Origin of the sequence: Arthrobacter sp. CAN_C5, from assembly GCF_017875735.1 — a bacterium.
Taxonomy (GTDB): Bacteria; Actinomycetota; Actinomycetes; order Actinomycetales; family Micrococcaceae; genus Arthrobacter_D.
The window spans coordinates 3,787,744-3,807,905 of the sequence record NZ_JAGGMZ010000001.1 but is presented as its reverse complement, the minus strand read 5'-3'; the positions used below and the strand labels follow the sequence as shown (position 1 = coordinate 3,807,905).

Here is a 20,162-nt window from a genome sequence, read left to right as displayed (position 1 = left end):
GACCACGACGCGTAGCAGCATCCTGAAAGGACCCCCACATGAGCACTACTTCCCAGGAAACCACTGATCTGTCACCGGTGGTGGAGCGCCTGCGCGCGACCTTCGACGGCGGGACCACCCGGCCGCTGTCCTGGCGGCGAGCCCAACTCGAGGGCCTGATCCGGATGCTCGTCGAACGGGAGGTGGACTTCACCGACGCGCTGTACTCGGATCTCCGGAAGAACCCGCTGGAAGCGGTGGTGTCCGAGCTGTCCCTGGTGCGGGCCGAAGCCCAGTATGCGCTGAAGCAGCTGCGGAAATGGACCAGCGCCGAGAAGGTTCAGGTACCGACGGGCCTGTTGCCTGCAAGAGCACACCGGCAGGCCCAGCCCCTCGGCGTCGTGCTGATCATTGGCCCGTGGAACTATCCGGTGCAACTGCTCCTGGCCCCCCTGGTCGGTGCGCTCGCCGCCGGGAACTGTGCGGTTTTGAAGCCGAGCGAACACGCCCCCGCCACGTCGGCGGTGATGGCCGACCTGCTGCCCCGGTATTTCGACGAGAGTGCCGTCTCCGTGGTGGAAGGCGGGGCGGCGGTTGGCGGGGAGCTGCTCGCCCAGCGGTACGACTCCATCTTTTTCACCGGGGGCGAGCGGGTCGGACGGATCGTCGCGGCCGCTGCAGCGCAAACGCTCACTCCCGTCACCCTCGAACTAGGAGGAAAATCGCCCGCCGTGGTGCTTGGCGGCGACCTGCCAGCGGTGGCCCGACGGCTGGTGTTCGGCAAGTTTCTCAACGCGGGGCAGACCTGCGTTGCCCCCGACTATGTTTTGGTGCAGCGCGGACTCGAAAAGCAGCTCCTCGCCCACCTGAAACGGGCGGTCGCCGGGTTCTACGGCGCCGACCCGGCCCGTAGCGCCGACTACGGCCGGATCGTCGACGACGGCCACTTCGTCCGACTGGTCGGTTTTTTGGAGGCCAGCAACGGCAACGGCACCGTGTACACCGGGGGCGCCCACGACCGGGCCAGCCGGTACCTCGAACCCACGCTCCTGACCGATGTGCCGACCGACTCCCCGGTGATGCAGGAGGAGATTTTCGGTCCGATCCTGCCCATCCTTCCCGTCGACGGCATGGACGAGGCCGTTGCCTTCGTCAATGCCCGGCCGGCCCCGCTGGCAGCCTATTTGTTCAGTGACCAGCCGGCCGAGCAGCAGCAGTTCGAGGAACGGGTCCGTGCGGGTGGGATCGGCCACAACGCCTGCAACCTGCATCTCACGGTGCACGGCTTGCCGTTCGGCGGGGTGGGCACCAGCGGTATGGGCGCCTACCACGGCCGCTATTCATTCGACACGTTCAGCCAGAACCGGGGGGTACTTTCGAAGGGCACCGGCATTGACACCCTGCGTCTGGCCTACCCGCCGTACAGGGGCCTGAAAAAATGGCTCCTCCGGCGGGTTCTCTGACCGCGCGTCCTTCCGCGCGAGGGTTACCCGCCGATGACCCCGTCGACCAGTGCCTTCGCCTCGTCCTGCACCTGCGCCAGGTGCTCGGCACCCTTGAAGGACTCGGCATAGATCTTGTACACGTCCTCGGTGCCCGATGGGCGCGCGGCGAACCACGCGTTCTCGGTGGTGACCTTCAAGCCACCAATTGACGCCCCGTTGCCGGGTGCCTCGGTCAGCCTGGCGGTGATGGTTTCGCCGGCAAGGGTGGTGGCCGCAACGTCCGACGGCGAGAGCTTCCCCAGCGCTGCCTTCTGGCTGCGTGAGGCCGCCGCATCAATGCGCGCGTACACGGGGGAACCGAACCGGTCGGTCAGCCCCGCATAGTGCTGCGACGGCGTTCGCCCGGTGACGGCGGTGATCTCCGAGGCGAGCAGGGCCAACAGGATGCCGTCCTTGTCGGTGGTCCACGGGGACCCGTTCAGCCGCAGGAAAGAGGCTCCAGCGGATTCCTCGCCGCCGAAGGCGAGGGACCCGGAGAGCAGCCCGGGAACAAACCACTTGAAGCCCACCGGAACCTCTTCGAGCTTCCGGCCGAGATCCGCAGCCACCCGATCGATGATCGAGGAGGAGACCAGGGTCTTCCCGACGACGGCGTCCTGCCGCCAGTGGGGACGGTTGCGGTAGAGGTAGTCAATGGCCACCGCAAGGTAGTGGTTGGGGTTCATCAGCCCGGCGTCGGGGGTGACGATCCCGTGCCGGTCGGCGTCGGCGTCGTTGCCCGTGGAGATATCAAACTCCCTGGCCCGGGCAATGAGTGAGGCCATCGCCGATGGTGACGAGCAGTCCATGCGGATCTTCTCATCCCAGTCCAGGGTCATGAACGCCCACTGCGGGTCGACGGCGGGATTGACGACTGTCAGATTCAGGTTGTGCGTTTCGCCGATAGCACCCCAATAGTCGACAGCCGCCCCACCCATCGGGTCCGCACCGATGTGCAGTCCGGATTCCCGGATCGCGTCGAGGTTCAGGACGGTGGGTAGATCCTCAACATAGTGCTGCAGGAAGTCGTAGGTCCCGATTCCTTCGGCCTGGTGCGCCTGGCTCGCCGGGACGCGACGGACCTCCCGGAGGCCGCCTTCCATCAGCGCGTTGGCCCGATCAGCGATCCAGTTGGTGGCATCGGAATCCGCGGGGCCGCCGTGCGGGGGATTGTATTTGAAGCCGCCATCGCCGGGAGGGTTGTGCGAGGGAGTGATGACAATGCCATCCGCCTGGTCGGCGCCCTGCGCGTTGTAGACGAGGATGGCGTGCGATACGGCCGGGGTGGGCGTGTAGGCGCCGCGCGCGTCCACCCGTACCGTGACGTTGTTCGCTGCGAGCACCTCAAGTGCGGTCTGCTGGGCGGGCTCGGAGAGTGCGTGTGTGTCCCTGCCCATGAACAGGGGCCCGGTGATGCCCTGACCCGACCGGTACTCCACAATCGCCTGGGTGATGGCGGCGATGTGCCCCTCATTGAAAGAGGCCTTCAGGGAGGAACCACGGTGCCCGGACGTCCCGAACGCGACCCGTTGCGCCGGGTCCCCAAGGTCGGGAACGACGTCGAAATACGCGTCCAGAAGTGAAGAAATGTCGACCAGATCGCTGGGGAGGGCGACTGTGCCCGCTCGGTTTGCCATGGCTACAGCATGCCAAAGAACTGGTGCTATTACAGCCCCGGCGTCACGAAACCCGTTGCGTGCTCCACTGCGGCGGTTCTCCGGACGGCGATCAGGGCCATCCCTGCGCGGCCAACCCGGCGGGGATGGCCCTGCGGAGACGACCACTCGCCGCGCGGTGGTGGTAGGTTCACCGTGTACACAGCCACGCGAAGGAAAGGCGCCACCATGAGCGAACAGAACGATACCGAACGCGACGACTCAGAACAGCGGGTCGGCGGGTCAGACAAGATCGACGCCGGCGGTTATGGAGGCCCCGGCCCGGAGAACGAGTTGCCGGACGGTGAGGAGATCGAGACCGAGGACAACCGGGGCGACGACGACTCCTGACTTTAAGGTTTCCGGCCTCCATTAACCCCTGCAGTAGACCCCTGCAGTAACCACCTGCAGGGTCCCTGCTAGACCTGGATCTCGCGCTTGAGAATCTTTCCGGTGGGGCCCTTCGGGAGAGCTTCCACCAGGACCACCCGGCGGGGATACTTGTAGGCCGCCACGCGTTCCTTGGTGAATTCGAGGATCTCGGCAGCGAGGCGCTCGCGGGCGGCATCGTCCGCGGGCGCAGCCTCCGCCTTCAGGCCTACCACCGCCACGATTTCCTCGCCCTGCAACTCGTCCGGGACGCCTATTACCGCCGCCTCGGCCACCGCGGTGTGCTCGTACAGCACTTCCTCGACTTCCCGCGGATAGACGTTGTACCCGCCGCGGACGATGATGTCCTTCTTGCGGTCGACGATGAAGATAGCGCCGTCGTCGTCGTACCGGGCCAGGTCTCCGGTACGGAACCAACCGTCGGGGATCGCAGCTGCCGTCGCGTCGTCGTTGTTCCAATAGCCCTTCATCACGCAGTGTCCCCGGACGGAGAGTTCACCGACTTCGCCGGTGGGTACCTCCGCCCCGTCGGCGTCGAGCATGCGTACCTCGACCCCGTCCACCGGCGTGCCGATCGATCCGGGCTTGCGTTCGGTTCCGCGCCGGTTGAAGCTCACGATGGGGGACGTTTCGGACAACCCGTAGCCCTCCAGCAGTTCGGCGCCGAAGACGCGTTCGAACTCGTGCAGCACCTCAACGGGCAGCGCTGACCCGCCGGACACGGCGACCCGCAGCGTTGACACGTCGGTGGTGGAAACTGCCGGATGCCGAAGCATCGCTATGTACATCGTGGGGACACCCTCGAAAATGGTTACACCGTCTCGGGCAATGATCTCCAGGGCGCGGCCGGGTTCGAACCGGGGGAGCAGGGTGACTGTGGCTCCGGTCAGCACCGCCGCGTTCAAGGCGCAGGTCTGTCCGAAAATATGGAAGAACGGCAATCCACCAAACAACACATCGCCGACCGCAGTGCCCATCAGGTCCCGGGAGATCTCCGCATTCCGGTGCAGGCTCGCATGGGTCAGCGCCGCGCCTTTTGGCCGTCCGGTGGTTCCTGAGGTGTAGAGCAGCACAGCCGTGTCATCGGCCGCCACCTCCGCGATGGGCTGCAGGGGATCGATCGACGACAGCTGTTCAAGGAATGCGCCCGAGTTCACCGCCAGTACTTCGAGGGTGGTTCCCTGATCGGCGGCGGCGACCGCCTGGCCCACTCCGGACTCGGCCTCGGCTGCGACCCCTTCCCAGGCAAACACCAGCCTCGCGCCGGAGTCGCCCAGGTGGTAGGCAATCTCCCGCGACTTGAGGAGCGGATTGAGTGGGACCACCACCGCTCCGAAGCGCAGGACCCCGTAGTAGATAAATGCCATCTGTGGAATATTCGGCATAATCAGCGCGATCCGGTCGCCCGGCTGGACACCTTTCTGTGCCAGGAGACCCGCCACCCGCTGGCTCCACTCGTCGAGCGCCGCGAACGTCAGCGACGTGTCATCCAGTCTGATCGCCACCGCCTCGGGGTGTTCCTGGACAGTTGACGCGAGATTGTTGGCAAGGTTGGGCACGCGATCTCCTTTGATCTTGCTGGTTACCGATGAGTAACAGTCTGTTTCATCGGCGCGGGCGGCGCAATGTTGTCACCGCACCGTGCCCGTTTCACCCGCACCGGCTGCCTGCTCCAACTGGGCGGACACAGCCAGCAGCCGCGCCTCCGAGCTGGGTCGCCCGATGAGCTGGATTCCCATGGAGATGCCCGTGGGGGTGGTGATCGTGGGCAGGGCAATGGCGGGTAACCCGCAGACGTTGACCATCGAGGTGTACGGGGAGTACTGGCATTGCCTCAGGTAGTCCGTGTCCGCGTCCTCGGAGGTGTACCAGCCGATGGGACGCGGAGTCTGGCCCAGGGCAGGGGTAAGGATGAAGTCGTACTCCGCATAGGCGCTGATCGTGTCCTGCTCGAACTGCCGCAGGATGTCGATCGCCGTGACCAGATCCGGTGCGCTGCGGGCCCGCGACCTCTCGCGCATGGTCCGCGTCAGCGGAGTCAACAGGTTCTCGTTCCCCGAGGGGATAGGGGCGGTGGCAAGGGACGCCGTCCACACCGTCTGGAATGCCTGGTGGTAGCGCCGGTCGTAGCTGAGGTCGGCGTCGAGAACGTCGTGCCCCACTGAGGAAAGTGCGCGAATACCAGCCTCGTAGGCGTCCAGCGCCTCCTGGTCCAGCACGATCTCGAACGCTGAGGCGAAGGGTGACAGGGTGCTCGCCCCGATCCGAAAGGTACCCTCGGCGCGCAGGGCTGCGGTCAGGAACGACGACGACGCCGGAGCGGCGCTGGTTGCCCGGTGGTTCGGCGCGTCGACCATCGCGTCGAGCAACAGCGCAGCGTCGGTGGTGGTCCGCGCCAACGGTCCGGCCACGACGAACTGGCCGAGGTCCGCCTGTCCGGACAATGCGGGAATTCGACCGCGATTCGGTTTGAGCCCGATCAGGCCGGTGGCTGAGGCCGGAATGCGGACAGAGCCGCCACCGTCGCTGCCGGGTGCGAAGGGAATCATGCCTGCAGCGACGGCCGCCGCGCTGCCGCCGGACGAACCCCCCGGGCTGAGGGCCGGGTTGAGGGGGTTGCGGGCCGCCGGGGCAATGTTGTTTTCGCTGTGGCAGCTCAGGCCGAATTCGGGAACCTGGGTCTTGCCAAGACTGATCGCGCCAGCGCGGCGCAGAATTGCCACCAGGGGAGAGTCCTCGGTTGCGACCGTTGGGGGCAGGGCAGCCGAGCCGAAGCTGGTGGCGACTGACGCCACGTCCGCCAGATCCTTATGCGCCAATGGCATGCCGTGCAGCACCGCAAGGTCGGCACCAGCGGCCCGGGACGAGTGGTAGCGCTCGTCTGCGGCGGCGGCCTCCTGTTCGGCTAGATCCGCGGTGACGGTGATGAAGGAGCCGAGTCCCGGATTGAGGTCATCGATCCGGCCGAGGTAGTGAAGAGTCAGCTCCCGGGCACTCAGGTCCCCGCGTGCAAGAGCGTCCCGCTGGGCGAGGGCGGTGAGCTGATGAAGTTCGGTCACGGAGCGCTTTCCAGCAACCGGGCCTCCAGGGGCTCCTCGACGGCGATGGCGTCGACGCTGTCTCCGGCCCCGGCGCGCACAATGTAGGCGTTCTTGCCGGGGGTCTCGGTGACCGCCTCGATGAGGGTGGTGTCGTGGTAGACCAAACCCACGCCGTCGTCGGTGCAGTGCGTTTCGCCGAGGGTGCCAGCAGCGACCATCCGGTGGATTAGCGGCCTGCGACCCTCATCGGAGTCGTAGTGCACGCCATTGCCGTAGGGGAGGAACCCCAGGCCGTTCGTCACTGGCTGCAGCTCGGGGCCAAAGGAATCAGTTGCGCCGCCACGGAACCAGCAGAGGGAACCGGCGGAGACCCCACCGAGAACCACTCCGGCCCGCCAGGCGCGGTGCAACAAGTGATCGAGCCCATGGACCCGCCAGACAGCCAGCAGGTTGGCGACCGAACCGCCGCCTACCCACACCACGTCCTGGGAGAGGAGGTGGTCCTGAAGCGGGTCGATATTGGGCATGGTGAACAGGTTCAGGCACGCGGCGTCAAAAGCGGCAATCCGCGCAGCCTCGATGAATCGCTGGTTCCACTCACGGGAATCGCCGCCGGCCGTACCCACATAGGTGACGCGGGGGCGGCGTCCGGTGACCAGTGCGAGCTCGACGGCGTGATGCATGAGGAGATTGAACTCCAGGTCCACTCTGAGCCCTCGACGGTAGCCGCCGGACGTGGCGAGGATGGTGGGTTGGTCAGCACTCATTGTTACCTCCCGGTTGGCTAGGGCATTGTGGGTGGGGCTCGCCTCCCACTATAGGCTTGGGCGAAATACGACCATTGGGAAGGGGCAAGTCATGAGCGAGTTTGAGAACGTGTCGATTGATTCGATTGGCGCGAACACCACGATCCTGGACGTCCGCGAGGACTACGAGTGGGCAGCCGGCCATATTGAGGGAGCGGTGCATATTCCCGTGGAACAGATTCCCGACAGGCTGGACGAGCTTGATCCCGACACCGACCTGCACGTGATCTGCCGAACCGGTGGACGCTCCCACCGGGTGGCCCAATGGCTGGTGGCCAACGGCTATTCGGCGGTCAATGTCACCGGAGGGATGGGCGCCTGGCTGGAAGCATCCCGGCCGATGGTCTCGGACACCGACCAGCCGCCGACCGTCCTCTAAGAGGAAACCGCCACGTGAAGGAAACCATGAGCACGTCCGTCCCAGAGGTGTCCTACACTTTCCTCGGCCCCGAGGGCACGTTCACCGAGGCAGCCCTGCTACAGGTTCCCGGGGCCGCTGCCGCCCGGCGAGTCCCTGCACCCACCGTGAACTCCGCGCTGGACCTGGTGCGGACTGGCGCGGTTGATGCCGCGATGGTGCCGATTGAGAACTCCGTGGAGGGCGGGGTCAGCGCCACCCTCGATGCCATCGCGCAGGGCGACCCGCTGAGGATCATCCGGGAAGTGCTGGTTCCCATCACCTTTGTCCTGGTCGCCAGGCCCGGGCTGCCCCTGGCCGAGGTGCGGACAATCTCCACCCACGGACACGCGTGGGCACAGTGCCAGGTGTGGATCACCCAACATATTCCGCAGGCTGAATATCTTCCCGGATCGTCCACTGCTGCAGCCGCGGTGGGCCTTCTGGAACCGGACTGCCCGTACGACGCCGCGATCTGCTCGCCCTTTGTCGCCGAACGGTTGGGACTGACGGTGCTTGGCAGCCACATCGGCGATGTGGCAGACGCGGTGACCCGCTTCATCCTGGTTAGTCGACCCACCCTCCTGCCGGCACCGACCGGTGCCGACAAGACCACCCTGGTGATCCCGCTGCCCGAGGACCATCCGGGCGCCCTGATGGAAATCCTCGATCAGTTCGCCGCGCGAGGAGTCAACCTCAGCAGGATCGAATCCAGGCCCACCGGCCAATTCCTCGGAGACTACTTCTTCAGCATCGACGCTGAAGGCCACATTTCCGATTCCCGGGTCGCCGATGCGCTAAAGGGCCTGCACCGAATCAGCCCCCAACTCCGGTTCCTGGGCTCCTACGCCAGGGCGGATCGGCGTGAGCACACGGTTGCCCGGCACACCTCGGACGAGGCGTTCCGGGCCGCGCGGATCTGGGTGGAGTCCCTCCTGAAGACGGAGTAGGGGAGCACCACCGGTCCGAACTGAAAATTCGCCGGGCCCTGGGTTACCCTGAGCTGGACATGGGCTTACACATTGGTACCTCCGGGTGGAGCTATGACCACTGGAATGACATTCTGTACCCGGCCGGCACTGCGGCGGGCAGGCGGCTCGGCTACTATGTGCAGCGCTTCGATACCGTCGAACTCAACGCCAGCTTCTACCGGTGGCCACGCGACACGACGTTCGCTGGATGGCGCCGGAGGCTCCCGGACGGATTTCTCCTCTCAGTAAAGGCGCCCCGAGGGCTCACGCACGGCAAGAAACTGTATGAGCCGGAGGTCTGGGTGCAGCGGATTATCACCTGCTGGCATGAACTCGGCGACAAACGTGCCGTCCTGCTCGTGCAGCTTCCGCCTGGCCTGGAGCGTGACGATCTGCGGCTCGGATACTTCCTTGGCCTGCTGCCGGACTGGATTCGGGTGGCCGTCGAGTTCCGCCACGCCAGTTGGGACCACCAGGAGGTGTACTCCCTGCTCGAACGCCACGGCGCCGCCTACTGCGTCATGAGTGGCGCTTTCTTGCCCTGCGTTCTCCGAGCCACTGCGCCCTTCGTGTATCTGCGGATGCACGGCCCAGACCACCATCACCTCTACGGCGGCTCCTACTCGGAGGCCGATCTGTCCTGGTGGGCGGACCGGATCCGCGAGTGGCAGTGGGCAGGCAAGGACGTGTACGTCTACTTCAACAACGACGGCGGCGGCAACGCGGTGCGGAACGCCGACACCCTGCGGGCAATCCTCGGTCAGGGGTAGCGGCCGACGAAGAACGGTGAGTGCCAGCACAGCAGGTGGGCAGTAGGCTGATCTTCTCGATCCGGAAAGGTCACCACCATGCCTCGACTCCGCCGCAGCGACTGTGAGAAGCCGGGAATCACCCGACGCCGTCACGGTAAGGGATTCAGCTACCGCACCATCGACGGGACACCGCTGCGGGATGCCGGGGAACTTCGGCGCATCAAGGACCTGGCCATTCCGCCGGCCTGGAAGGATGTCTGGATCGCGCCCTACCCCAATGGGCACATCCAGGCACTCGGTACTGACGCCGCGGGCCGCCGGCAGTACGTCTATCACACGGCCTGGCGGGCGAAGAAGGACCGCGAGAAGTTCGATCGTGCCCTCGAGTTCGGGGAAAAGCTGCCCGCCGCCCGCCGAGTGATCACTTCACACCTCCGCAGCGAGGGTCTGCCGAGGGAACGCGCCTTCGCTGCCGCCCTGCGGATTGTCGACTCGGGATCGCTGCGGATTGGCTCCGAACAGTACGCGGAGACCAACGGGTCCTTTGGGGTCACCACACTGCAGGTGGAGCACGTCCGCATCAAGGGCGCCATGGTCACCTTCGAGTTCCCCGGGAAGAGCGGCCAGCAGTGGGAATCCACGCTTGAAGACGCCGACCTGTCGGCGGCCATGCGGCCGATGCTGAAACGCGAGCAGGCCGACACTGCGCTTGCTTACCGCACGCCCGACGGCGAATGGCACCGCGTCGATGCCTCGCAGCTGAACGGGTTCCTCCGACAGGTCACCGGCGAAGGGTTCACCGCCAAGGACTTCCGGACCTGGCAGGCGACAGTGGTTGCGGCAATGGATCTCGCCCGGAGTGACCTGTTGGCTACCACCAAGACCGCCCGGCAGAAGGCCGTTGCGGCGACAATGCGCGCAGTGGCGGAGAAGCTTGGCAACACACCTGCGGTCGCCAAACGCTCCTATGTTGACCCCCGGCTCGTCGACCGGTTCATGGCCGGTGAGGTGATTGAGATCGCCAGCTATTCGGCGTCCGAAAAGGCTGTTCGCGGGCTGCTTAAAGCGTAGCGATCCTTCCCACTGGAAGCGGTTCATCAGTAGGCTTCACTCAAGGCGCCAGGGTTCGGCGCACACCGCAACGAGAGGCGCATCATGAGCGAGCAGGGCAATACAGGACACGACGTCACCCCGAACGACGGCGGCGGAGCAACCTCCGACGAAAACTACCGTGGAGACGCGGGAGACCAGGCCAACGACCTGAGGTTCTCCGAGGAGCAGCAGTTGATCAACAGCCAGGCAAAGGGCGAGTTCCCCGACTCGGACACCGAGAACCTCGAGCCTGTGCCCGGCGGCGGTTACACCGGTGCGCAGAAGCACGGGGCCACCGACAGCGGTTTCACCGGTGAGCAGGACCCCGCCAAAGAGGGCGAGTACACCGACATCGAAGAGGATCCGGCGGACGGAACCGGGGCTCAGGGCGAGTACACCGACGCCGACAGCGTCCCCTCGATCCAGGAGGGTGGCGAGCCCTCGGAAGAAAAGGGCTCCCGCTAACCCCTGACCTTGCGCATCACCGCCCTGGTGCGCTGACGGTCCAGTCCAGGATGCGACCGGACGATCAGCGCGCCAGGGTCGATGAGCACGTCCAGCGAAGTGACGGCGCCCGACAGGTCGCCGTCGAGCTGGGTCTGGGTCGGATCGGGAACCGTGACGGTTAACCGGCGGGCCTGGTAATAATTGATCACCGGAATGGCCTTCCGTGGCCGGAGAACAATCGTGGCACCCATCCAGATCCAGCCGAGAATGCTGCGTGGACTCATCACCACCACGTCCAGATAGCCATCATCAATGGTCGAATCTGGAATCAGTTCGATGCCTCCGGGGAGTCTCCCGCAGTTGGCGAACAGGACGCTGTGGACCGTCCTGGACTGCGCTGGCTGACCATCGAGGCTGATCAGCATCCGCTGCCGCCTCCCCGGTAGGCTCCGGAACCCCGCCTCGCTGTAGGCCAGCCAACCGAACTTTGCTTTCAGGTCGTCCTTGGTGGCCGCCACCACCACCGCGTCCAGCCCCACGCCTCCCATCACCAGAAAAACGTGGTCGGTATGCGTCCCGGTCCTGTCATTGCGCAGCGCGACCCGACCCATGTCGATCCGGCGGCTAGTGCCATGCAGGGCGTTGCGCACGCTCGCCCCGATATCAGAGACCGGGATCCCCAGGTTCCGCGCGAGCAGGTTCCCCGTCCCCAGCGGAACAATGCCGAGCACCGCGTCCTGGTGGGCCATGGCCCGGGCAACAGCTCGCACAGTCCCGTCACCGCCAGCCGCGATGACGACGTCGGCCCCGTCCCGTAACGCCAGGCTTGCCTGCCCGTATCCCGGATCCAGCACGGTCGTCTCAAGGACCATGGGCGGGGCCCACCCCGCGTCGGAACAGGCCGCTTCGACCAGCCGGCGGGCAGCACTGGCATTGAGTTTCCCGGGGTGCAACACCAGGGCCACCCGCTGCGGTCCGTTCGGTGCCGGTAGGGGAGGTGCAGCGGCAGGGGTGGGATGCTTCGGGGAATGCAGGCGGCGGACACCCAGCCAGCTCACTGCTGAAGCCGCCGCAGCCAGGGCCAGGGTCATCAGGAGGATCAGGCGGAGTTTCATGCTGCCCCTCAGCGTATCCCCCGGAGAAGTATCGCGGGCAAAAGCCGACCCGGCCCATTGATAGTCTTGGCGGGTGATCGATGTAAATGAACTCCGCGACAATCCCGAGAAATTCCGCACCTCGCAGCGCGCCCGCCGCGCCGATGAAGCCCTGGTGGATGCGATCATCGCGGCCGACTCCCGCCGTCGCGAAGTGGTCACCCATGCCGAGTCCCTGCGGGCTGACCAGAACGCGTTCGGCAAACGGGTGGCCCAGGCCAAGGGTGAGCAGAAGCAGGCGTTGCTCGCCGAGGTGAAGGAGCTCGCCGCATCGGTGAAGGCGGCCGCAGCCCAGGCCGATTCGGCCAGGCAGGAACAGGACGCACTCCTCCGCAGCCTGCCCAACGCCATCCAGGACGGCGTCCCAGCCGGCGGCGAAGAGGACTTCGAGGTCCTCAAGACCGTCGGCACCCCCCGTGATTTTGACACGGAAGGATTCACCCCCAGGGATCACCTGGAGATCGGTGAGTTGATCGGTGCGATCGACATGGAGCGCGGAGCGAAAGTTTCCGGTTCCCGTTTCTACTTCCTCAAGGGTGTTGGAGCCCGGCTGGAACTCGCGCTGCTCAACATGGCCATGGATCAGGCGGTCACGGCCGGGTTCGTCCCGATGATCACCCCCACCCTGGTCAGGCCGGAGATCATGCAGGGGACCGGTTTCGACGTCGCCCACGACGCCGAGATCTACCGGTTGGCGGAGGACGACCTTTACCTCGTGGGTACCTCCGAGGTGGCAATGGCCGGCTACCACTCCGACGAGATCATCGATCTCTCCGACGGCCCGGTCCGCTATGCCGGCTGGTCCTCCTGCTACCGGCGTGAAGCCGGCTCACATGGCAAGGACACCCGCGGCATTATCAGGGTGCACCAGTTCAACAAGGTCGAGATGTTCGCGTACACCACCGAGGAGGAGTCCTACGCGGAGCACGCACGGATGCTCGCCTGGGAAGAGGAAATGCTCGCGAAGGTGGAGCTGCCCTACCGGGTCATCGACACGGCCGCGGGGGACCTCGGCATGTCAGCTGCCCGCAAGTTCGACTGCGAGGCGTGGGTCCCCACCCAGGGTGCCTACCGGGAGCTGACCTCCACCTCCAACTGCACCACCTTCCAGGCCCGCCGCCTGAACATCAGGGAACGGCTTCCGGAGGGCAACAAGGGCACCCGGGCGGTCGCCACACTCAATGGCACCCTTGCCACCACCCGCTGGATTGTCGCCATCCTCGAGCACCACCAGAATGCCGATGGGTCGGTGACCGTACCGGAGGCTCTGAGGCCCTACCTGGGCGGGCTCGAGGTCCTCCCGGTGCTCCGCGCATCCTGACCCCACCTACCTCGCTGCCCGGCGAATCTGGTTCACTTGAGTAATGAAGAATTTCAGTACTGCCGGCATCGAGGACCAGCAGCCCCAGCGGAAACTTGTCGCCCTGGACATTGACGGGACGCTCGTGGACCACGACGGCCACATGACCGACGAGGTGCGGGACGCCGCGCGGGCGGTGGTCCATGCCGGGCATGAGGTCATCATTGCCACGGGACGCTCACTGGGAGCAGCCTTGCCCATCATCGAGCAGCTCGGGATCGAGCGCGGCTACAGCGTGTGCTCCAATGGCGGGGTGACGCTGCGCGTCGACTCCGGGACTGCCGAGGGGTTTGAGATTCTTGACCGGGTCACCTTCGACCCCCGTCCCGCGCTCGTCGCCCTCCGTGAACGGCTACCGACCGCCAAATATGCGCTCGAGGACGACGACGGAAACTTCCTCGCCACCGAGCCGTTCCAGGACGCCAGCTTCGGCGCCGAAACCCGCACCGTCGATTTCGAGGACATGCTCGACGCCGCAGCCGTCCGGGTGGTGGTGTTCAGCACCGACAGCACCGCCGAGCAGTTCGGTGAGGCTGTCGAGGCCATCGGATTGCACGGCGTCACCTACTCGGTGGGGTGGACGGCCTGGCTCGACATTGCCGCGGCCGGTGTCACCAAGGCCAGTGCCCTCGAGCTGTTGCGCCGCAGGCTGGACATCGACCCGGCGCACACCGTGGCTATCGGCGACGGACGCAACGACATCGAAATGTTTATCTGGGCCGCGCGCTCAGTCGCGATGGGGCAGTCGCCCGACGAAGTGCTGGCAGCGGCCACCGAGGTGACGGCGAGCGTGTACGACGACGGCGCAGCGAAGGTACTCCGCAGCCTCCTCTAGCACCCACCGTGTTCATCCCAGGACGGGCGGACCAGTCAGCGCTCGGCAGCCAGCTCATACGGAAGGGACCCCGGCGGCAGCGCTGCCGGGCCGTAGGACAGATCGAGGAGCCTCGCGGCGGCGGGCCGGGTGGCCCACTCCTCCACCCAGTGCGACCGGACCACCGCCTTGCTGACGGCCTGCGTGGTGATGCCCAGTTCGGCGGCGATCAGCTTCTGCTGCCCCCGGGCACCGGGAGTCAACAGGTCAAGGACGTTCCACTCGGCGTCGGTCCGCGTGAACACAATCTGACCCAGCAGACGGAGCACTGCCTCTGCCTCCGCCGCAATGCTCGAGTCGGGGCCCTCGACGGCCAGCGGGATCCGCTCGCCGGTCTTCTGCGCCCTGGTCACCGCGCGCCGGGCGTAGACCAGCCCATACCCCTGCGCCTCAAGGATATTTTCCGGGAGCGGCGAGTGCAGCCCCCCGACGCCGATTCCCACATGCCACCGGCGGTAGCGCAGGGCTGTGAGGGCGACGTCAACCGCTGTCGTGGCGCTGTCCACCACGCCCTGCAGTTCATCACCGGTGGAGCGCTGGAAGGGCACCACCGTTTCGACGTTCCGCAGACCACGCAGCAGGTCGGCGACGAGGTCTCCGACCTCGCGGGAGTCCCGCTGATTGATGGTTAAAACGTAGAGCATGGCTTCAGTATGCCTGAAGCCATGCTCTAAAACGCTCTAATCAACCGGAAAAGGTTGTTTTGATGGGGCTAGCGGCCCTGTGGGGTGGCAGTTGCGTTCTCGACGTCGGCGTCGACGTCCCGGCCCTGAGGCTCGTCCTCTTCCCGCTGTTCCCCAAGATCCTGGAACCGCTTCAGCGAGGCTTCCACCTCGGCTTCGGCAGCAGCGCGGTCGGCCCAGTCGGCTGCCTCAACCCATTTGCCGGGCTCCAGGTCCTTGTACCGCTCGAAGAAGTGCTTGATCTCATCGAGCAGGAACGGCGACACATCCGAAAGATCCTTGATGTGGTCAAAGCGCGGGTCGGTGGGCACACACAGCACCTTGGCGTCACCGCCGCCGTCGTCGGTCATGTTGAACACGCCAATCGGGCGGGACTCGACCAGCACGCCGGGAATCAGGTCGAAATCCTGCAGCATCACCATTGCGTCCAGCGGATCGCCGTCCTCACCGAGGGTGTTCTCGAAGTAGCCGTAGTGGGTGGGGTACTGCATTGAGGTGAAGAGGACACGGTCCAGGCGCAACCTGTGCGTGTCGTGATCGATTTCGTACTTGACGCGTGATCCTTTGGGGATCTCGATGGTGACGTCGAGGTTCATGGCACACTCCTGTGGAATCCTTGGGGCAGCGCGCGGCGGGAGGCCCAGGGGCTGCCGCGTCGGTCTAGTCTTAAACATATAGGTTTGGGACGCATCCCGTGGGCTCGAACCAATTCTTTGCTCTCGCCGATTGGGGATTTTCATGGCGCGTAGCGCGCGCATGATCACTGCAGCGCTGCTGGTTGCCGTGTTCGCGGTCCTCGCCGTGCCACTGGGCTTCGCCGCCGTGCCCACGGTGGTGCGGGCGCTGGAAAAGCCCGAGCCCACACCCGCGCCCACCACTCCCGCAATCCAGCTGCCACCGGCCGAGCTGACTCCACCCGCCGTCGTCGGCACGCTGGAACCCACGGCACCGGCACCCGACCACGAACTTCTGGCCGCTGTGCTGGACGCCGAGCTTGTCCTCGACGGCCCCGGCGAGATTTCGGCCATCGTCATGGACGCCGACTCGGGAGAGAGCCTGTTCGAGCGCGGCTCCGACAAACCCCAACTGCCTGCATCAAACCAGAAGCTGCTCACCGCCGCTGCCACGATGAGTACACTCGACCCGGAGCATCGGCTCACCACCGCTGTGGTCGCCGGAGACCGGCCCAACGAGCTGGTGTTGGTGGCCGGTGGGGACGTCCTCCTCACCTCCCGGGCGTCGAACCCCGACGCGGTCGTCGGCCACGCGGGGTTGCAGACCCTCGCCGAGGAAACCGTCGCCACTCTTGACCCCGCCGACTCGCCCTTCACCATCACCGTCGACGACACCCTGTTCGTCGGCCCCACCCTCAACGCCGGCTGGCTCCCCGGTGACATCGCCGCCGGGGAGATCGCTCCGATCTACCCGTTGGCCATCAACTCCTCCTGGGTCGACGAGTCCGCATCCGGGGGCACGCGGTCCCCGGATGCGGCTCTCGCGGGGGCGACCGCCTTCCGCGACGCCCTTGCGCTCGCCGGTGGCGACGCCGGGCTGGAGTTCGCGGCGGAGGTGACCCGTTCCCAGACACCAGCGGAGGGAGGTGAGCAGCTGGCAGCCGTTGAGTCGGCAACTATCGCCGAACAGGTGGAGCACATGCTCCTGACCAGCGACAACTATCTCGCCGAGACCCTCGCCCGCCTGGCGGCACGGGCCAGCGGGCAGCCCGCATCCTTTGGCGGGGCCACCGAAACCATCGACCGGGTGCTGGGCGAGCTGGCGGTGCCCACCGAGTCACTGGTGGTCAGCGACGCCGCAGGTCTTTCACCACGCAACGAGGTCTCCCCAGCCCAGCTCGCCGCGGTCCTGCGGGCCTTGGCGGTCTCCGGTGATCCGGCCCTCACTGCCGTCCTGTCCGGGTTGCCGGTCGCCGGGCTGTCGGGCACCCTGCAGGAGAGGTATGAACCGGATGCACCGACGGCGGCCGGAGCAGGGCTGGTGCGCGCCAAGACAGGGACCTTGAACGCGGTGACCGCGCTCAGCGGGTACGTGGTGACCGCCGAAGGTCGCCTGCTGGTGTTCTCGTTCCTCGCCGGCGGACTGGAGGGGAACACCGGTGAGGCGCGTGCGGCAATTGACCGGGCGACAGCCGCCCTGGCAGGGTGCGGCTGCCGATAGCTGCCGCTTTCCTCACAGACTAGTGTGATCGAATGGTCCCCATGGAGAGCAACCTTTCATCCACCGTCCGACAGCCAGCCCCACAGCTGATCAACTGGGATCTCGCGGCATCCAGTGCAGCGAAGCTCACCCCCGCGGGACCGCAGGTAAGCGCCCGGGAAATCGAGGCAGTGGTCGCGGACCTGAGGGCAGCGGCAGACGCTTCAATCGGGTATGTACACCAGATCACCGGCCTTGACGCGGCCAAGGACCTGGGCGACTCCGACCTGCTGATCGTTGACAGGGCGTCGTGGGCCAAAGCCAACACCCAAAGCTTCCAGGCCCTGATGGCACTGGACCACCTGGCACGCACCAGGAAGGACCAGCTCACTACTGCCAGCGCAGCGCTGGGTGGGACAGTCACGGGGGCCCAGTTCGGCGCCATCCTGGCGTTCCTCTCATCCAAGGTGCTCGGCCAGTACGATCCCTTCGGCCCCGCGAGGAACGGCACCGGCGGCCGCCTGATGCTGGTGGCCCCGAACATTCTTGCGATCGAGCGGGAGCTCAACGTTGACCCAGCCGACTTCCGCCTGTGGGTGTGCCTGCATGAGCAGACCCACAGGGTCCAGTTCGCCGCCGCGCCCTGGCTGAAAGACCACATGCTCGCGCATATTTCCGAGCTGACTGAGGGACTCCTCGACAAGGCGGATGGGCTCTCCGAGCGGTTGGCGAAGGCCGCGAAGGGGCTGACCGCCTCCGGTGGATCGGCCGATGCCAGCCCGGCGAAAACCGGTGAGCACGACAACAGAATACTCTCCCTGCTCCAGGACCCCCAGGACAAGGCGAGGATGTCCCACCTCACAGCCGTCATGAGCCTTCTTGAGGGGCATGCGAACGTGGTGATGGACGCCGTCGACGCCAGCATTGTCCCCAGCGTCAAGACCATCCGCCGCCGGTTCAATGCCCGGGGGAAGTCCCGCGGGCCGCTGGAAAAATTCCTGCGGCGGCTCCTGGGGCTCGATGCCAAAATGCGTCAATACAGCGACGGGGCAAGGTTTGTGCGCCGGGTCGTCGACCGGGTGGGGATGGAAGGGTTCAACAGTGTGTGGGCCAGCGCCGACCACCTTCCCACCGAGGAGGAAATCCACGCCCCCGACAAGTGGATTCAGCGGATGGGACTGCGCGGCAGTGATTAGGCGGCCCCGGCTCAGCCCGGTGGTGGCCAATGCGCGGAACCTGCTGAGGCGCGCGCTGGAGGCCAGCAACACACCCCCGGGATCGCTTGTGCTCGTGGCCTGCAGCGGCGGCCCCGACTCGTTGGCGCTCGCGTCGGTTGCCGCCCACCTTGCGAAATCCGGCGAATACCGGGTGGGCGCGGTGGTGGTGGACCACGGACTCCACCCGGAGAGCGCCGACGTTGCCGTTGAGGCCGCGCGGAAACTTACCAGTCTGGGACTCGACCCGGTCACCGTCCGCGCGGTCACGGTCGACCAGCGCGGGATGGGCCCTGAGGCTGCGGCCCGGACGGCCCGGTTTGAGGCGCTCGACACCGCCGCAGAAGAGGCCGGTGCCTTAGCGGTGCTCCTCGGCCACACGCTCGACGACCAGGCGGAACAGGTACTGCTGGGCCTGGCCCGCGGTTCGGGTACCCGATCCCTCGCCGGTATGCCTGCCCAGCGGGGCATCTACCTCCGGCCCTTCCTGGGGCTCCTGAGAGAAGAGACAGTCGAGATTTGCCGGTTCGAGGGGCTCGAACCCTGGCAGGATCCTTCCAATTCCGATCCGTTCTTCGCCCGCTCACGGGTCAGGACCGAGGTATTGCCCTATCTGGAAGACCAGTTGGGCCCCGGCGTGGCACGCGCGCTGTACCGGACGTCCCGGATCCTGGCTCAGGACGCCGACTACCTGGACCGGCTGAGCCTGGAAAGCTTCGAGCAGCTCCAGGTGAGGGACGGCGCCGACCTCCTCCTTCCCGAGGATGCACTGCGGTCCCTTCCCGCGTCCCTGCGGCAACGGATCCTGGCCCTCGCCGCAGTCCGGCTGGGCGGCGAACAGCCCAGTTTCGAGCGGATCCGAGCCGCGGAGACGCTGCTCGAGCGACGCGGCTCCGCCGGGCCGGTGCAGCTGGGTGGCTTTGTCAGCGTGCACCGCCAGGTGCGCGGGAAATCTGTTCCCCAAGGGGACCCAAGCTATGGCAGTCTTGTCTTTAGAAACAACCGCGCGCCCTCCTCAGTCGCAGGCGCCGCCCCATCCAAACCCTCAGGAGCAATTGGTGGATTCACAGGACGTCCAGGACGACCTTAAGCATGTTCTCTACACGAAAGAGGAAATCCAGCAGCGCGTTGCCGAGTTGGCGGCCCAGATCGACAAGGATTACGCCGGCCGTGACCTTCTGATTGTCGGCGTCCTGAAGGGCGCTGTCATGGTGATGGCGGACCTGGCGCGGGCGCTGCACTCCCACGTGACGATGGATTGGATGGCGGTGTCCTCCTACGGCTCGGGCACGCAATCCTCAGGGGTGGTCCGCATCCTCAAGGACCTCGAGACGGACCTCATGGGCAAGCACGTGCTGATCGTCGAAGACATCATCGACTCCGGTCTGACCCTGTCCTGGTTGAAATCCAACCTTCAGTCGCGGGGCCCGGCCTCAGTGGAAATCTGCACGCTGCTGCGGAAACCCGAGGCCGCGAAGGTCAGCATTGACGTGAAGTATGTTGGCTACAACATTCCTAACGAGTTCGTGGTCGGGTACGGCCTGGACTTCGCCGAAAAGTACCGCAACCTTGACTTCATCGGCACCCTCGCCCCGCACGTCTACGAGTAAGCCCACCCGCTGGACGGTTCGGCTACCGGCCAATCTGTCCGCCCATAGGGAACTTATGGGTGATTTGGTGCGTGGTTGAGTGCAGACAGTGTAAAGCTT

General features: G+C 65.9%; 20 protein-coding genes. 13 read left to right on the top strand and 7 right to left on the bottom strand.

Translation table 11 applies throughout. The features are described from left to right. The first annotated feature begins 38 nt into the window (after nt 1-38). Nucleotides 39-1,442: an aldehyde dehydrogenase family protein gene (locus H4V95_RS17820; protein ID WP_196866766.1), complete on the top strand. Its 1,404-nt coding sequence runs from the start codon at nt 39-41 to the stop codon at nt 1,440-1,442. A gap of 23 nt (nt 1,443-1,465) precedes the next feature. Here H4V95_RS17820 and pgm read toward each other — a convergent pair whose 3' ends face one another. Further along, on the bottom strand, nt 1,466-3,100 hold the full coding sequence (pgm, locus tag H4V95_RS17815; protein WP_209731200.1) for a phosphoglucomutase (alpha-D-glucose-1,6-bisphosphate-dependent): 1,635 nt from the start codon (nt 3,098-3,100) through the stop codon (nt 1,466-1,468). 207 nt (nt 3,101-3,307) lie between these two features. Between pgm and H4V95_RS17810 the strand changes: the two genes are divergently transcribed. After that, nucleotides 3,308-3,469 (top strand): hypothetical protein, encoded by a 162-nt coding sequence (locus H4V95_RS17810; RefSeq protein WP_196866763.1) that lies wholly within the window; start codon nt 3,308-3,310, stop codon nt 3,467-3,469. 68 nt (nt 3,470-3,537) lie between these two features. Here H4V95_RS17810 and H4V95_RS17805 read toward each other — a convergent pair whose 3' ends face one another. The 3 genes from H4V95_RS17805 to H4V95_RS17795 all read right to left on the bottom strand — a co-directional run bounded on the left by H4V95_RS17805 (nt 3,538) and on the right by H4V95_RS17795 (nt 7,316). After that, complete coding sequence (locus tag H4V95_RS17805) at nt 3,538-5,067, bottom strand: long-chain fatty acid--CoA ligase (protein ID WP_196866762.1); 1,530 nt, start codon at nt 5,065-5,067, stop codon at nt 3,538-3,540. Nucleotides 5,068-5,139: 72 nt separating this feature from the next. Next, nucleotides 5,140-6,567 (bottom strand): amidase, encoded by a 1,428-nt coding sequence (locus H4V95_RS17800; protein WP_196866761.1) that lies wholly within the window; start codon nt 6,565-6,567, stop codon nt 5,140-5,142. Next, the gene (locus H4V95_RS17795; protein WP_196866760.1) at nt 6,564-7,316 is read right to left on the bottom strand and encodes a peptidase E; all 753 of its coding nucleotides are present in this window, start codon (nt 7,314-7,316) and stop codon (nt 6,564-6,566) included. The genes H4V95_RS17800 and H4V95_RS17795 overlap by 4 nt, the downstream gene beginning before the upstream one ends. A 91-nt stretch (nt 7,317-7,407) precedes the next feature. Here H4V95_RS17795 and H4V95_RS17790 point away from each other — a divergent pair, with 91 nt between their 5' ends. From H4V95_RS17790 to H4V95_RS17770, 5 genes are all read left to right on the top strand, one after another. After that, nucleotides 7,408-7,734 carry a rhodanese-like domain-containing protein gene (locus H4V95_RS17790; RefSeq protein ID WP_196866759.1) on the top strand — a complete coding sequence of 109 codons (327 nt, stop codon included), beginning with the start codon at nt 7,408-7,410 and terminating at the stop codon, nt 7,732-7,734. 26 nt (nt 7,735-7,760) lie between these two features. After that, complete coding sequence (pheA, locus tag H4V95_RS17785) at nt 7,761-8,702, top strand: prephenate dehydratase (RefSeq protein ID WP_196866758.1); 942 nt, start codon at nt 7,761-7,763, stop codon at nt 8,700-8,702. Between the two features lie 59 nt (nt 8,703-8,761). Further along, nucleotides 8,762-9,493, top strand: coding sequence for a DUF72 domain-containing protein (locus tag H4V95_RS17780; RefSeq protein WP_196866757.1), 732 nt, complete (start codon nt 8,762-8,764; stop codon nt 9,491-9,493). Nucleotides 9,494-9,571: 78 nt separating this feature from the next. After that, complete coding sequence (locus H4V95_RS17775) at nt 9,572-10,546, top strand: DNA topoisomerase IB (RefSeq protein WP_196866756.1); 975 nt, start codon at nt 9,572-9,574, stop codon at nt 10,544-10,546. Nucleotides 10,547-10,630: 84 nt separating this feature from the next. Beyond that, nucleotides 10,631-11,032 carry a hypothetical protein gene (locus H4V95_RS17770; RefSeq protein ID WP_196866755.1) on the top strand — a complete coding sequence of 134 codons (402 nt, stop codon included), beginning with the start codon at nt 10,631-10,633 and terminating at the stop codon, nt 11,030-11,032. On the opposite strand, the gene H4V95_RS17765 is transcribed toward H4V95_RS17770, so the two are convergent. Beyond that, nucleotides 11,029-12,129 carry a diacylglycerol kinase family protein gene (locus tag H4V95_RS17765; protein WP_196866754.1) on the bottom strand — a complete coding sequence of 367 codons (1,101 nt, stop codon included), beginning with the start codon at nt 12,127-12,129 and terminating at the stop codon, nt 11,029-11,031. The two genes, H4V95_RS17770 and H4V95_RS17765, sit on opposite strands and share 4 nt — an antisense overlap. 73 nt (nt 12,130-12,202) lie before the next feature. Between H4V95_RS17765 and serS the strand changes: the two genes are divergently transcribed. Beyond that, nucleotides 12,203-13,489, top strand: coding sequence for a serine--tRNA ligase (serS, locus tag H4V95_RS17760; protein WP_209731199.1), 1,287 nt, complete (start codon nt 12,203-12,205; stop codon nt 13,487-13,489). Nucleotides 13,490-13,532: 43 nt separating this feature from the next. Beyond that, the gene (locus tag H4V95_RS17755; protein ID WP_196866752.1) at nt 13,533-14,363 is read left to right on the top strand and encodes an HAD family hydrolase; all 831 of its coding nucleotides are present in this window, start codon (nt 13,533-13,535) and stop codon (nt 14,361-14,363) included. Nucleotides 14,364-14,398: 35 nt separating this feature from the next. Here H4V95_RS17755 and H4V95_RS17750 read toward each other — a convergent pair whose 3' ends face one another. Both H4V95_RS17750 and H4V95_RS17745 read right to left on the bottom strand, forming a co-directional pair. Then, nucleotides 14,399-15,046 carry a hypothetical protein gene (locus tag H4V95_RS17750; protein WP_196866751.1) on the bottom strand — a complete coding sequence of 216 codons (648 nt, stop codon included), beginning with the start codon at nt 15,044-15,046 and terminating at the stop codon, nt 14,399-14,401. A gap of 68 nt (nt 15,047-15,114) precedes the next feature. Then, complete coding sequence (locus H4V95_RS17745; RefSeq protein WP_196866750.1) at nt 15,115-15,681, bottom strand: inorganic diphosphatase; 567 nt, start codon at nt 15,679-15,681, stop codon at nt 15,115-15,117. Between the two features lie 142 nt (nt 15,682-15,823). Between H4V95_RS17745 and dacB the strand changes: the two genes are divergently transcribed. Genes dacB through hpt form a run of 4 tightly spaced genes read left to right on the top strand, consistent with a single transcriptional unit; the run spans nt 15,824 to nt 20,063 of the window. Beyond that, nucleotides 15,824-17,260 carry a D-alanyl-D-alanine carboxypeptidase/D-alanyl-D-alanine-endopeptidase gene (gene dacB, locus H4V95_RS17740; protein ID WP_196866749.1) on the top strand — a complete coding sequence of 479 codons (1,437 nt, stop codon included), beginning with the start codon at nt 15,824-15,826 and terminating at the stop codon, nt 17,258-17,260. 41 nt (nt 17,261-17,301) lie between these two features. After that, entirely contained in the window at nt 17,302-18,435 is a 1,134-nt protein-coding gene (locus H4V95_RS17735; protein ID WP_209731420.1) for a zinc-dependent metalloprotease, read from the top strand. Continuing rightward, complete coding sequence (gene tilS, locus H4V95_RS17730) at nt 18,428-19,543, top strand: tRNA lysidine(34) synthetase TilS (protein ID WP_395939855.1); 1,116 nt, start codon at nt 18,428-18,430, stop codon at nt 19,541-19,543. Before H4V95_RS17735 ends, tilS begins: the two co-directional genes overlap by 8 nt. Continuing rightward, a complete protein-coding gene (hpt, locus tag H4V95_RS17725; protein WP_171584959.1) occupies nt 19,512-20,063 on the top strand; it encodes a hypoxanthine phosphoribosyltransferase in 552 nt (183 codons plus the stop codon). The genes tilS and hpt overlap by 32 nt, the downstream gene beginning before the upstream one ends. The last annotated feature ends 99 nt before the right edge of the window (nt 20,064-20,162 follow it).